The 13,662-nt window shown below is 60.1% G+C and carries 13 protein-coding genes; 8 read left to right on the plus strand and 5 right to left on the minus strand.

Annotated elements, in window-relative coordinates:
- Positions 1–199 precede the first annotated feature (199 nt).
- From N6L27_RS01530 to N6L27_RS01560, 7 genes are all read left to right on the plus strand, one after another.
- Positions 200–1,393, plus strand: a complete 1,194-nt coding sequence (locus N6L27_RS01530) for an ABC transporter substrate-binding protein (RefSeq protein ID WP_271905321.1) — start codon at positions 200–202, stop codon at positions 1,391–1,393.
- Between the two features lie 97 nt (positions 1,394–1,490).
- The gene (locus N6L27_RS01535) at positions 1,491–2,279 is read left to right on the plus strand and encodes an ABC transporter ATP-binding protein (protein WP_271905323.1); all 789 of its coding nucleotides are present in this window, start codon (positions 1,491–1,493) and stop codon (positions 2,277–2,279) included.
- The gene (locus N6L27_RS01540) at positions 2,276–3,106 is read left to right on the plus strand and encodes an ABC transporter ATP-binding protein (protein ID WP_082015792.1); all 831 of its coding nucleotides are present in this window, start codon (positions 2,276–2,278) and stop codon (positions 3,104–3,106) included. Before N6L27_RS01535 ends, N6L27_RS01540 begins: the two co-directional genes overlap by 4 nt.
- 3 nt (positions 3,107–3,109) lie before the next feature.
- Positions 3,110–3,541, plus strand: a complete 432-nt coding sequence (locus N6L27_RS01545; RefSeq protein WP_271905324.1) for a hypothetical protein — start codon at positions 3,110–3,112, stop codon at positions 3,539–3,541.
- The gene (locus tag N6L27_RS01550; RefSeq protein ID WP_271905326.1) at positions 3,541–4,551 is read left to right on the plus strand and encodes a branched-chain amino acid ABC transporter permease; all 1,011 of its coding nucleotides are present in this window, start codon (positions 3,541–3,543) and stop codon (positions 4,549–4,551) included. The genes N6L27_RS01545 and N6L27_RS01550 overlap by 1 nt, the downstream gene beginning before the upstream one ends.
- On the plus strand, positions 4,548–5,870 hold the full coding sequence (locus N6L27_RS01555) for a branched-chain amino acid ABC transporter permease (RefSeq protein WP_271905327.1): 1,323 nt from the start codon (positions 4,548–4,550) through the stop codon (positions 5,868–5,870). The genes N6L27_RS01550 and N6L27_RS01555 overlap by 4 nt, the downstream gene beginning before the upstream one ends.
- Positions 5,871–6,078: 208 nt before the next feature.
- Positions 6,079–6,327 carry a hypothetical protein gene (locus tag N6L27_RS01560; RefSeq protein ID WP_271905328.1) on the plus strand — a complete coding sequence of 83 codons (249 nt, stop codon included), beginning with the start codon at positions 6,079–6,081 and terminating at the stop codon, positions 6,325–6,327.
- 32 nt (positions 6,328–6,359) lie between these two features.
- Here N6L27_RS01560 and N6L27_RS01565 read toward each other — a convergent pair whose 3' ends face one another.
- Complete coding sequence (locus tag N6L27_RS01565; RefSeq protein ID WP_271905329.1) at positions 6,360–7,904, minus strand: helicase HerA-like domain-containing protein; 1,545 nt, start codon at positions 7,902–7,904, stop codon at positions 6,360–6,362.
- Positions 7,905–8,400: 496 nt separating this feature from the next.
- Here N6L27_RS01565 and N6L27_RS01570 point away from each other — a divergent pair, with 496 nt between their 5' ends.
- On the plus strand, positions 8,401–9,057 hold the full coding sequence (locus N6L27_RS01570; protein WP_271905330.1) for an invasion associated locus B family protein: 657 nt from the start codon (positions 8,401–8,403) through the stop codon (positions 9,055–9,057).
- 64 nt (positions 9,058–9,121) lie between these two features.
- Here N6L27_RS01570 and N6L27_RS01575 read toward each other — a convergent pair whose 3' ends face one another.
- From N6L27_RS01575 to N6L27_RS01590, 4 genes are read right to left on the minus strand one after another with little or no spacing between them, the layout of a single operon-like run.
- Positions 9,122–10,330 (minus strand): beta-ketoacyl-[acyl-carrier-protein] synthase family protein, encoded by a 1,209-nt coding sequence (locus tag N6L27_RS01575; protein ID WP_271905331.1) that lies wholly within the window; start codon positions 10,328–10,330, stop codon positions 9,122–9,124.
- A gap of 6 nt (positions 10,331–10,336) precedes the next feature.
- Positions 10,337–10,594 carry an acyl carrier protein gene (locus N6L27_RS01580; RefSeq protein ID WP_260018290.1) on the minus strand — a complete coding sequence of 86 codons (258 nt, stop codon included), beginning with the start codon at positions 10,592–10,594 and terminating at the stop codon, positions 10,337–10,339.
- Positions 10,595–10,642: 48 nt separating this feature from the next.
- Positions 10,643–11,716, minus strand: a complete 1,074-nt coding sequence (gene lpxD / locus N6L27_RS01585) for a UDP-3-O-(3-hydroxymyristoyl)glucosamine N-acyltransferase (protein ID WP_271905332.1) — start codon at positions 11,714–11,716, stop codon at positions 10,643–10,645.
- Positions 11,717–11,753: 37 nt separating this feature from the next.
- Positions 11,754–13,382 (minus strand): L,D-transpeptidase family protein, encoded by a 1,629-nt coding sequence (locus tag N6L27_RS01590; protein WP_271905333.1) that lies wholly within the window; start codon positions 13,380–13,382, stop codon positions 11,754–11,756.
- Between the last annotated feature and the right edge of the window lie 280 nt (positions 13,383–13,662).

The following is a 13,662-nucleotide window of genomic DNA, read 5'->3' on the forward strand; positions in this document are numbered from 1 at the left end:
ACCGCCGCAACATTTTTGCTTCCCCTTTTGTTACTTCAAGCTTAAATTAAATGCAGCTCCGCAGAACACAAACGTATAATAGCGGAGAAAAACGGGACGGACTCTTTGCTATCTCACGCCTCAACGGGACTTTTCTTTTCCAGACGGCTTGCCTAGGGTCCGATGTGAACATTTTTGTTCCAACAATGGGAGTTCTCAAATGAAGAAACTGCTGATGGCCACCGCGGCCGCTGCGCTGACTGCTGGCACCGCTTATGCCGGCGGCCATGCCAAGGAAGTGAAACTGGGCGTGCTGTTCGGCTTCACCGGCCCGATTGAATCGCTGGCCCCGGCCATGGGCGATGGCGCTGAGCTGGCCATGGAAGAAGTCACAAAATCCGGCAAGCTCTTGGACAGCGCCACCGTGACCCCCGTGCGTGCTGACACCGGCTGCATCGACAACGGCCTGGCCGTGGCAAACGGCGAGAAGCTGGTTGCCGAAGGCGTGAACGGCATCATCGGCGGCGACTGCTCCGGCGTGACCGGCGCGATCCTGCAGAACGTGGCAATCCCGAACGGCATGGTGATGATCTCGCCGTCGGCGACCTCGCCCGGCCTGTCGACCATGGAAGACAACGGCCTGTTCTTCCGCACCTCCCCGTCGGATGCGCGCGAAGGCCAAGTGATGGCCGAGATCCTGAAAGAGCGCGGCATCAACTCGATTGCCCTGACCTACACCAACAACGACTATGGCAAGGGCCTGGCGGACGCGATCCAGTCCTCGTTCGAGGGCGTTGGCGGCGAAGTCACCATCGTGACCGCGCATGAAGACGGCAAGGGCGACTATTCCGCTGAAGTCGGCGCACTGGCATCGGCCGGCGGCGACGTGCTGGTGGTTGCAGGTTACCTGGACCAGGGCGGCCTGGGCATCATCCAGGGGTCGCTGGATTCCGGTGCCTTTGATACCTTTGGCCTGCCCGGCGGCATGATCGGCGACAGCCTGCCCGCAAACGTTGGCGCGGATCTCGACGGCTCCTTTGGCCAGATTGCGGGTTCCGACAGCAAAGGCGCTGAAATCTTTGCTGAAATGGCAAAAGAACGCGGCTTTGACGGCACCTCGGCCTATGCGTCTGAATCCTATGACGCAGCAGCGCTGTTCATGCTGGCAATGCAGGCCGCCAACTCCACCAATCCGGCGGATTATGTCGGCAAAATCCTGGACGTGGCAAACGCCCCGGGCGAGCCGATCAACCCCGGTGAGCTGGGCAAGGCGCTGGAAATCCTCGCCGCTGGCGGCGACATCGATTATCAGGGCGCAACCGGCGTTGAGCTGATCGGCCCGGGTGAGAGCGCAGGCTCCTACCGCGAGATCGAAGTGAAGGACGGCAAGAACGAAACCCTGCGCTTCCGCTGATAAGCATCTGAAAAGCAACCAAGATAGGCCAGCCCGGGTTTTCCCGGGCTGTTCTAAATTAAAAACGCCGCGAAAACGCGGCAGGGGATGAAATGACATGATCGTCGTCGAGGACTTGCACAAGCACTTCGGCGGGTTCCACGCGGTTGACGGCGCCTCGCTGGAAATCGCCAAGGGGTCCATAACCGGTTTGATCGGCCCGAACGGGGCGGGAAAAACCACACTTTTCAACGTCATCGCAGGCGTGCTGAAGCCGACCTCAGGCCGGGTCACCATGGACGGTGAGGACATCACCGGCCTGCCGCCGCATGAGTTGTTCCACAAGGGGCTGCTGCGCACCTTCCAGATCGCGCATGAGTTCTCTTCGATGACGTGCCGGGAAAACCTGATGATGGTGCCGGGCGCGCAATCAGGCGAGACGCTGTGGAACACCTGGTTCGGCCGCAAACGGATTGCTGACGAAGAGCGCGCGCTGCGGGCCAAGGCTGACGAGGTTCTTGAGTTCCTGACCATCAGCCACATCGCGGACCTGAAGGCGGGCCAAGTGTCCGGCGGCCAGAAGAAGCTGCTGGAGCTGGGCCGCACGATGATGGTGGACGCCAAAATCGTCTTCCTCGACGAGGTTGGCGCCGGTGTGAACCGCACCCTGCTGTATACCATTGCCGACGCGATCAAGCGCCTCAATGAGGAGCGCGGATACACCTTTGTCGTCATCGAGCATGACATGGAGTTCATCGGCCGCCTGTGTGACCCGGTGATCTGCATGGCCGAAGGCAAGAAACTGGCCGAAGGCACCCTGGACGAGATCAAGGCAAACGAGCATGTGATTGAGGCCTATCTGGGTACCGGCCTGAAAAACAAAGACAAACTGGAGGCGGGCGCATGAGCGACAACCCCTACCAGGACGATCACGGCAACAAGGATGCCTCGATCACCAATACGAAAGGCATCGGCACGATGCAGCCCGCCCATATGAAAAGCGGCCCCACCCACAAGGTCGACGGCGGCCCGTTCCTGATCGGCGACACCATGACCGGCGGCTACGGCAAGGGTCCGGACATCCTGCATGACTGCACCATCGCCGTCGACAAAGGCGAGATCGCGGTCATCGTCGGCCCCAACGGCGCCGGCAAGTCGACCGCGATGAAGGCGGTGTTCGGGATGCTGAACGTGCGTTCCGGCGCCGTGCGCCTGGATGGCGAGGACATCACCCAGCTCACCCCGCAGGACCGGGTGGTCAAGGGCATGGGCTTTGTGCCGCAGACCAGCAATATCTTCACCTCGATGACGGTGGAAGAGAACCTGGAAATGGGCGCCTTCATCCGCACCGATGATTTCCGGGACACGATGGAGCAGGTCTATGATCTGTTCCCGATCCTGCGCGACAAGCGCAACCAGCCCGCAGGCGAACTGTCCGGCGGCCAGCGCCAGCAGGTGGCCGTGGGCCGCGCACTGATGACCAAGCCCAAGGTGCTGATGCTGGACGAACCCACAGCGGGCGTCTCTCCCATTGTGATGGATGAGCTGTTCGACCGCATCATCGAGGTCGCCCGCACCGGGCTGCCGATCCTGATGGTGGAACAGAACGCCAAGCAAGCGCTTGAGATCGCGGACAAAGGCTATGTCTTGGTGCAGGGGCGCAATGCCTATACCGGCACCGGCAAGGAGCTGCTGGCCGATCCCGAAGTGCGCAAGTCGTTCCTGGGGGGATAAAGAATGCACATTGTTATCCGCCCCGTGCTTAAGTTGGCCGCAGCAGTCAATGCGGCTGCCCTGCTTGCTCTTCCTCTACCGAGCTTCGCTTCGGCAGCCAGCCAATGGACATGCATATCGTCACATGGCTGCGTGGCGACAACCCCATGCACTGAAAAACAAATTGGCCATTCGATTATCCACAACGGTGAGAACGTAGTCTTTACTTCAGCAGAAAGCCGTTTCGACCTGAAGGCACTTGAGCCGTCAGATGGCGCTATTTTACGTGCCTATGGTCAGCCAATCGCTGCCCAAGGAGTGAGCTCTCTGACTTTGTTTGACGACCTGACATTTGCCTACTCAATCCATGTCTCAGTCGAAATGAATCCAGATACAGGTCAGCACATGGGGCTTGTTGCTTCCGTGCTTGGCACCTGTGAAACGGTGGTGTCGTAATGGATCTTCTCAACGCCCTTGTGGCGCTAACCAACTTTGTACTTGTCCCTGGGCTGGCCTATGGCAGCCAGCTGGCGCTCGGCGCGCTGGGGGTGACGCTGATCTACGGGATCCTGCGGTTCTCGAACTTTGCCCATGGCGACACCATGGCGTTCGGGGCGATGGTCACGATCCTGATCACCTGGGCCTTTCAGTCGATGGGCCTTAGCGCAGGCGTGCTGCCGACGGCGCTTCTGGCCCTGCCCTTTGGCATCCTTGGCGCCATCGCGCTGGTGCTGCTGACCGACCGCACCGTCTACCGGTTCTACCGCGAGCAGAAGGCAAAGCCGGTGATCTTTGTCATGGTCTCGCTGGGTGTGATGTTCATGATGAACGGCATCGTGCGCTTCATCATCGGCCCCGGCGACCAGCGGTTTGCCGATGGCGAGCGTTTCATCATCAAGGCGCGCACCTTCAAGCAGATGACCGGCCTGAACGAAGGCCTGGCAATCAAGACCACGCAAGGCATCACCGTGATCACCGCGATCATCGTGGTGGCGGTGCTGTTCTGGTTCCTGAACAAGACCCGCACCGGAAAATCCATGCGGGCCTATTCGGATAACGAGGATCTGGCGCTGCTGTCGGGCATCAACCCGGAGCGCGTGGTGATGTACACCTGGATGATCGTCGCGGCGCTGGCGACCATTGCAGGCGTGCTTTACGGCCTCGACAAGTCGTTCAAACCCTTCACCTATTTCCAGCTTCTGCTGCCGATCTTTGCCTCTGCCATCGTGGGCGGCCTCGGCAACCCGATCGGGGCCATTGCCGGCGGGTTCATCATCGCCTTCTCCGAGGTGACGATCACCTATGCATGGAAGAAGGTTCTGACCTACAGCCTGCCGGACAGCCTGGCACCTGACGGGCTGGTTCAGCTCCTCAGCACCGACTACAAGTTCGCGGTCTCCTTCGCGATCCTGATTGTTGTCCTCCTGTTCAAGCCCACCGGCCTTTTCAAAGGGAAAGCGGTATGACCGAGACCATGAAACATACCCTTCTTTTCGTCTTTGTCGGCGTGATGATACTGGCTGAGGGCGCGACAGACTTCCTGTTCTTCTCCGGCTCCTGGAACTCGGCGCTGGTGATCCTGAACATGGGGCTGATCTCCGCCATCATGGCGATCGGTGTGAACATCCAGTGGGGCTTTGCCGGTCTGTTCAACGTCGGCATCATGGGCTTCACCGCGCTTGGCGGGCTGGCCGTGGTACTGGTGTCAACACCGGTGATCCCAGCGGCCTGGTCGTCGGGCGGCGTCAGCATCGTGATGGCGCTGGTGATGGGCGCCCTGACGGTTGTGTCCGCGGTGATGGTCACAAAGTTCCTGCCCGCAGGCAAACTGCGCACTGCTGTTCTGCTGGCGGTGTTGATCGTGGGCTTCTTTGTCTACCGTGCGATCTTTGATCCAGCGGTCGGCTCAGTTGAGGCAATCAACCCGGCGCTTCAAGGCAATATTGGCGGTCTGGGCCTGCCGGTGCTGCTTGCCTGGCCCGCGGGCGGGCTGCTGGCGGCTGGAGCTGCCTGGCTGATCGGCAAGACCGCTTTGGGCCTGCGCTCTGATTATCTGGCAATTGCCACGCTGGGCATTGCAGAAATCATCATCGCGGTCCTGAAGAACGAGGACTGGCTGTCGCGCGGCGTCAAAAACGTGGTCGGCCTGCCCCGACCGATGGCATATGAGATCGACCTGCAAGCCGATCCTGCCTTTATTGAGCGGGCGGCAGCGTTTGGGCTGGATGGCGTGGAGGCCTCGACGCTCTACGTCAAGATCATCTACGCACTGATGTTCACCGTGGTGCTGCTGGCGCTTCTGTGGATGGCGCAAATGGCATTGAAAAGCCCTTGGGGCCGGATGATGCGCGCGATCCGCGACAACGAGACCGCAGCAGAGGCGATGGGCAAGGATGTGACCCGCCGCCATCTGCAGATCTTTGTGCTGGGGTCCGCGATCTGCGGCATCGCCGGTGCGATGATGACCACGCTGGACAGCCAGATGACGCCGGGCACCTACAACCCGCTGCGTTTCACCTTCCTCATTTGGGTGATGGTGATTGTCGGCGGGTCCGGCAACAATTTTGGCGCGGTGCTGGGCGGCATGCTGATCTGGTTCTTCTGGATCAAGGTGGAGCCAATGGGCATCCTGCTGATGGAGCTGGTGACCGCTGGCATGGCCGAGGGCAGCGCGCTGAAGGCGCATCTCCTGGAAAGCGCCTCGCATATGCGGCTGTTCACCATGGGGCTGATCCTGTTGCTGGTGCTGAGGTTCAGCCCGCGAGGCCTGATACCTGAAAAATAAGGCAGCATGGGTCCGGACTGGAACACCCTGTCCGGGCCCAGCGTCCCATGGCGGTAACGCCGTCCGGCATTTATTTGCCTTACCCCTTGCAGGAATTCCGGCAGCCAAAATCGCCTCAGCATTGCCCCAGAACGGCGAAAGTGGCGCCTTAATTAATTGTTCTTTTGTGGCTGATACTGCTCAGAAGAGTTCAATGAGGCCGGAAGCCATGCACATCGTTTTGAAATCCTTTGCCGCCATCGGCACACTTGCGGCTTTGACCGGCTGTGTATCCCCGGAACAATTCGAAACCGCCCCGGTTCAGCTGAGGACAAGCAAGGGCATTGTCACCTGCCAGCTTTACACCAAGGAACGGGTCCTTTGGGACCGCTCGATCGACCGCCCGGCATCGATGACCGTTCAGGAGGCCGATGACATCTGCAAACGCGAAGGCTACAGGCAGAAGATCGAGGGCTGATAACAGCCCGGATCCCCAATGCCCGTCTTTGGTCAGCGCCCCTTGAACAGACTGCCCAGGATACCGCGGACGATCCGGCGGCCGGTTGTGCCCTTTAGTTCCTTGATAACTGCCTCTGACATGGCGGACGCAAAATTGTCTTTCTTCTTGTAGGAACGTGACGTTGACCGGCTCACCCGTGACCCGGAGTAGCGGCGGGCGGCATTGAACTCCCGCGCCATCGGTTCAGAAGCAGCCTCAGCAGTTTCCTCTGCAGCTTCAGCCGCCTGCGCCGCGGCCTGCGCCCGCTGGGCCAGGATTTCAAAGGCCGATCTTCGGTCCATCGGGGTGTCGTATTTCCCGGCCATGTCAGAGGCTTGCAGCATCTCCTTGCGTTCCTCCGCTGTGATCGGCCCCAACTGCGTGCTGGGCGGGCGGATCAACGTCCGTTCGACCACGCCAGGCACGCCCTTCTTCTGCAGCATTGAGGTGACCGCTTCGCCCACGCCGACCTCGCGAATGGCAGCTTCGGTCGAAAACCGCGGGTTCTCCCGGTAGGTTTCGGCCGCCAGCCGCAGGTTCTTGCGGTCCTTGGCCGTAAACGCGCGCAGCGCGTGCTGGACGCGGTTGCCAAGCTGCCCCAGAATGTCCTCTGGCACATCTGCGGGGTTCTGGGTGATGAAATAGATCCCGACCCCTTTGGACCGGATCAGACGGGCAACCTGCTCCACCTTGTCAATCAGCGCCTTGGGCGCGTCGTCGAACAGCAGATGCGCCTCATCGAAGAAGAACACCAGCCGCGGCTTGTCCGGGTCGCCCACCTCTGGCAGCTCCTCGAACAGCTCGCTCAGAAGCCACAACAGAAAAGTGGAATAAAGCCCCGGCGCCGCCATCAGCTTGTCCGCGGCCAGGATATTGACCATCCCCTTGCCTGACGCGTCACAGCGCATCAGGTCGCTGAGCGCCAGCGCCGGTTCACCGAACAGTCCCGCACCGCCCTGGTTTTCCAGTACCAGCAGGCGGCGCTGAATGGCGCCGATTGAGGAAGTGGAGACGTTCCCGTATCGAAGCGACAACTGGCTGCGGTTCTCTCCGATCCAAACCAGAAGCGCCTGCAGGTCTTTCAAATCCAGAAGCGGCAGCCCCTCTTCGTCGGCAAGCCTGAAAGCGATGTTCAGGATGCCCTCTTGCGCCTCGCTCAGCTCCAGCAGGCGTGCCAGCAGCAGCGGCCCCATCTCCGCAACAGTTGTGCGCACCGGGTGGCCCTGCTCGCCGTAGAGATCCCAGAATGTGACTGGGCAGGCATGATAGGAATAACCGGCAAAGCCGATCTTGGCGGCGCGGGATGTGAAAGCCTCGTGCAGCTTGTGGCCTTCCGAGCCTGCCTTTGCCAGCCCGGACAAATCACCCTTCACATCCGCAAGGATCACCGGGACACCAGCATTGGAAAACCCTTCCGCGAGGATTTGCAGGGTCACTGTTTTACCGGTTCCGGTTGCGCCCGCAATCAGTCCATGGCGATTGGCGTATTTGTAATTCAGCCCTTGCTGCTCACCGTAGCCCTCGCCACCGCCGCCTAGAAATAATATGTCTGACATGCCTGCCCCGCGTGTTCTTTTTCCTGTGGATAACAATACAAAGTTAACTTTTGGATGCGATAGTCAATCTTGCCCGCCCCTGCAAAAGCGGTTGCCGTGGCGGACATTTCCTCCCTGTCAGACTGGCCGTGCTTCGTGCACGGCCTTCTTTTTGGGCAATGTTTGCCTGTAAAACGGGCATATTTCTCTGCTCACTCAGCCCAAAGCCTTCAATTTTCATGAAATCCGGCCCGTCAGGAAATTTTTTGAAGTTGGATGTTGACCGATGGCCAGCCCTTTCGTAACGTCCTACGCAATAACTAAGTCGGCCAGTCCGACGGGGAGATGCAAACACGAGAAAGGGGACCAGCCGGTTCCCTTTTTTGCATTTTTTCAGAGACTTCCGCGGCTGAGCTGCGGTGCGCGGAATTCCCCGCAAATCCCGAGTAATAGGCCTGACACCGTCTGGGCGGCATGCTAAACGCGTTGGCAGCGTCTTTAGAAAAATGAGGCATTCATGTTGAAGTCCCTGACCCCGATCACGCTTGCCGCGGTGCTGGCCATGACCGCACCGCTGGCGGCGCAGGAAACCACCTCCGAGGACACTGGCGCCACGGACCAGGCCGCCGGGGCGGAAACCGCAGAGCAGGCAGAACAATCGGGATCGACTGCAGATCAGCTGCTGGACCTGGGCGAACCGGTAAATGACGGCCCCAAGCTGGGAGACCGCTATTCCAAGGAGAAACACGGCGACTGGGATCTTGCCTGTATCCGGACCGAACAGGAAAACGACCCCTGCTCGCTGTTGCAGGTTCTGGCCGGGCCGCAGGGCAATCCGATGGCCGAAGTGTCGCTGTTCCGGATCGAGCAGCAAGGCGGCCAGGCGGTTGCCGGAGCCACCGTGATCGTGCCGCTGGAGACTTTGCTGCCGGCAGCGCTGACCATCTCCATCGATGGCGCACCGGCCAAGCGCTACAACTATTCCTTCTGCAACCCGCTGGGCTGTGTGGCGCAAATTGGTCTGACCCAGGGCGACATCGATGCCTTCAAAAAGGGCAAAGAGGCCGTGCTGTCGCTGCGCCCGGCACCGGCGCCGGACCAGATTGTCGAGATGAAACTTTCGTTGAGCGGTTTTACCGCCGGCTTTGACGTGGTCGACGTCGTCAAGCAGTAAGAGCAGGCATCAGCCAAACATTCCGCCGCGCGCCCAAGGGCCGCGGCGTTTCTGTTTAAGGGCATCAGATCTTGCGAAGTGCCAGCACCGCGTTCAATCCCCCAAAGGCGAAGGCGTTGGACAGTGCCACCGCAACCTTGGCTTCGCGCGCTTCGTTCGGCACGACGTCGAGCGCACATTCCGGATCAGGCTCCTCATAGCCGATGGTCGGTGCAATCACCCCGTCGCGCAGCGCCATGATGCAGGCCAGAAGCTCCACCGCCCCGGTGCCGCCGATCAGGTGGCCGTGCATGGACTTGGTGGAGGAAATCATCAGATTGTCAGCCTGCGGCCCGAACACATCCGCCACTGCAGCGCATTCCGTCTTGTCATTGGCTGCTGTGCCGGTGCCATGAGCGTTTATATATCCAACCTCTGAGGCGTCGATGCGACCATCCTGCAGTGCACCGGAAATGGCCCGTGCCGCCCCCTGCTTGCTGGGCATCACAATGTCAGCCGCATCAGAGGACATTGCAAAGCCGATGACTTCGCACAGGATTTCTGCCCCCCGGGCCTTGGCGTGCTCGTATTCCTCGAACACGAAAATGCCGGCGCCCTCCCCCTGCACCATGCCGTTGCGGTTGGCGCTGAACGGGCGGCAGGCGTCCTTGGACATCACCCGCAGGCCTTCCCAGGCTTTCACTCCGCCAAAACACAGCATGGATTCCGATCCGCCGGTGATCATCACCGGGCTCATTCCGGAACGCACCATTTGAAACGCCTGCGCCATCGCATGATTGGAAGACGCGCAAGCCGTGGATACGGTGAAGCTGGGTCCCTTGAGGTTGAACCGCATCGACACGTGGCCGGCCGCTGCATTGTTCATCAGCTTGGGCACGACAAACGGATGCACGCGGTTCTTGCCGTCCTCGTAAACGCTGCGGTAGTTCTCATCCAGCGTCTGCATACCGCCGCCGGAATTGCCCAGAACCACTCCGGCCTTGGCTGACAGTTCGCCATGAAACTCCAGCCCTGACTGTTCGATCGCTTCTTTGGCAGCGGTCAGCGTGAACTGGGTGAACCGGTCATAGAGGCTCATCTGCTGGCGGTTGAAGCGGCCCTCGGCCTCAAAACCGCGGACCTGGCCGCCGATCCTGATGGCCAGCCGCTCCACATCGCGGAAGTCCAGCTGACCAATACCGCAGCGCCCCTCGCGCATGGCGGCCAGCGTGGCGGGGACCGAATGACCCAGGGCATTGATGGTTCCGGCCCCGGTAATGACGACGCGTTTCATGAAGCCTTACGCTTTTTCCAGAACCAGCTTGTCGATACCGGCAACAATTGCTGCGACATTGGAAATGTCAAAGTCGCTTTTTTCCGGCTCATTGGCGTTGAAGGGAATCGAGATGTCGAATTCCTCTTCGATTGCAAAGATGCTCTCGACCACGCCCAGGCTGTCGATTCCCAGATCCGCAAGCGTGCTGTCGAGGGTCACATCCGACGGCTCCAGAACCGCCTGTTCGGCAATGATTGCAATGACCTTGTCCTGCGTGCTCATGTAAAGATCCCCGATGTTCTGCCTGAGGCTGATGTAGGTATTCGACGGTTACTTGAAAACAGCCTTTTTTAACAATTCGATGTCACGCATCAAACGCGGCAGGCGGCGCTGTGCCTTATACATTTCGGTGTTGGTCTCCATCTTGACCGCGGGATAGCCCATGATGACACGGCCCGCCGGCACATTGGACAGGATCTTGGTGCCGCCGCCGGCAATCACCCCGTCACCAATGAAGATATTGTCAACCACACCGCACTGGCCGCCCAGTACAACGTTGTTGCCAATGTCCACCGATCCTGAGATCCCGGTCTGGCCGCACAGCAGGCAGTCATTGCCGACGCGGGTGTTGTGGCCCACATGCACGAGGTTGTCGAGCTTGCTGCCATCGCCAATCACGGTGTCGCGGATGGTGCCATTGTCGATGGTGCAATTGGAGCCGACCTCCACGTCATCGCCAATCGTGACCGCCCCCAATGAATGGATACGAATCCAGGATTGCGCCTTGGCCTCGCCCTGGTCGCCCAGGGTCTTGCGCACGTTTTCCGCGCCCGACACTTCGGGCGTGACATAGGAAAACCCATCCCCGCCAACCCGCGCGCCAGGCTGTGCACGGAAACGGGCGCCGATGGTTGCGCGGGCGGAGATGGAAACCATTTCGCGCAGATATGCGTCGTCGCCGATAACAGCATCCGCCCCGACATAGCAGTGCGGGCCAATAACGGAGCGCGATCCGATCCTTGCGCCCGCGCCGATCACGGCCAGCGGACCGACAGAGACATCTTCACCCAAAACCGCTGAAGGATCGATAACGGCGGACGGGTGGATACCCGGCGGGAACCCCTGGCCGCGGTCCAGCATTGCCGTCACACCGGACATGGCCATGCGCGGGCGCGGGGCAAATATTGCCGCCTTCAGTCCGAACGACTGCCAGTCCGCACCGTCCCAAAGAATGGCTGCCAGCGCCTGGCCTTCCTTCAGGCCATCTGCATACTTCGGCGCCATTGCCATGGCGAGCTGACCCGCCTGAGCATCCTGAGGCTCCGCTGCCTCTGCGACCTGCAGGTCAAGGTCGCCCTCGGCATCAGCGCCCAGAGACTCGGCAATCTGGCGGATTGTGAACATGTCAGGCCCTCTCAGAATTCCTGTATGGGCCCGACATTTACCCCTGAACGCTGGGCAGCGCCACCCCTGCCCGTTCCAGTGCCGCCCAGACTTTGGCGTCACGTCCATAGACATCCCGGCGGAACTCCGCGCGGCCTTTGCCCGACACCACAGCGGTCCGGTAAATGATGTGTACCGGCACCTTTGTCTCAAGCTCGACCTTGGTTTCCTTGCCGGAATTCAGAATGCGGTGAAAGAAATCCTTGGGGTTTTCGGTCTGCTTGGCCAGCAGCGCATAGGCGAACTCGAATGGCTGGGCCAGGCGGATGCACCCATGCGAGAAGGCGCGCACTTCGCGGGCAAACAGGCTCTTCTGCGGGGTGTCGTGCAGATAGATGTTGTATTTGTTCGGGAACATGAACTTAACCAGACCCAGCGCATTACTGCGGCTGGGGGGCTGGCGCATGGAGAACGGGAAATTCCGCGCAGTATATTGCGAGAAGTCTGCCGAACCGCGGTTCACAACCCTTCCGCGGCGGTCTGTGATCTGGATGTGGCCCACAGCGTTCGGATTGTTCTTGAGTTTCGGCAGGTATTCCTTGGTGATGATCGAGCGCGGCACATACCAGCTCGGGTTGATCACCATATGCTCCATCTCATCCGAGAATTCCGGGCTGCGGCGGTCATGGGTGTTCTTGCCGATCACGGAGCGGGTTTCAAAGGTCACATCGCCGTTGTCGACGATCTTGGCGGTGAAATCGGTCTGGTTGACCAGAATATGACGCTCGCCGCGCTCCGGCGTCAGCCAGCGCTCCCGCTCCATAGCGATGATGATGGACTTCAGGCGCGCGCTGACCGGCTTGTTGATCTCATCAATGGTGCCGGCTCCTGCCACGCCATCTGTTTCCAGACCATGATCTGACTGGAAGCTTTGAACAGCCTTCTCCAGTGCCGCATCATAGGTCCGCGCAGCGCTGCGCTGCAGGTAGCCCATCAGCATCAGCCGGTTGCGGAGCGCAACTACGGCCGGTCCCTGATCGCCGCGCTCCAATTTCTTGGCGTTCACTGCCGGACCCCAGCCGCCAGCAGCCATGACCTGCTCCAGCCGCAGTTTTTCCCGCATAAGCCCACGGTATTGCGGCGATGCCGGAACCAGGCTGCGCAAATAAGCATATGGCTGGGTGTCGCGGATCCCCGCCAAGAACGTTGCCCCGTCCACAGTATGTTTCTTGCGCACCATACCGTCATCGATTTGCGAGGGAACCAGCAGCCCGGTCTGCAGATCGGTGGCATATTGCACCAAGGCCCGGCTCAGCGCGGCCTCGACATTGCCGATATCACGCGTCGTGCGCACATCACGCATCTGCTCAATCAGCGCGCTGACCTCGGCAGAACGGTCCGGCAGGCCATGGGCCTGGGTGTCGCCCAAGGCTGCCAACAGAGCATTGCGGCGCTGGCGCGACGCCTCATCCTGACCGGTCCAGATCGCCTGGTACCCGTTTTTGCGGTAGAATTCCGCCACGGCGTCGCTGCCAAAGGCCGCCTCGGCAACGGCTTGGCGGAAAGCCGCCGAAACTTCAGCCTGTGCTGAACTGGAAACAGCCCCCGCGGCCAAACCGCCCAGTGCCAGGGCAAACAGCCCGGCTTTGATCCCTGGCAAGAAGCTTCCTGCAGTCGCACGAGTCATAATTTCCGGTCCTTGCGCCGATTTTTGTCAATTCTGGCAGTGCCTAACTGAAATTCTGGTAAATGCCAGCCGCTGTTGTCCATTCACAATTGCGAAAAGTCAGCTTTGATGCAGCAATGACGCGTCTATGAAACCCGGCTGCAACAGTCGCGGGGAAAAGTTCCCTTGCCCTCCCCTTATGCGCAAGAAATCGCCGAAAAACCGGCTATCCGTTACAGCGCGGCAAAGAAATGTTGGATCAGGATTCTCTGTGTGCCATACATGCCGCACGTTAACTGAG

The sequence above is a fragment of the Leisingera sp. SS27 genome, from assembly GCF_028368855.1.
Classification (GTDB): domain Bacteria; phylum Pseudomonadota; class Alphaproteobacteria; order Rhodobacterales; family Rhodobacteraceae; genus Leisingera.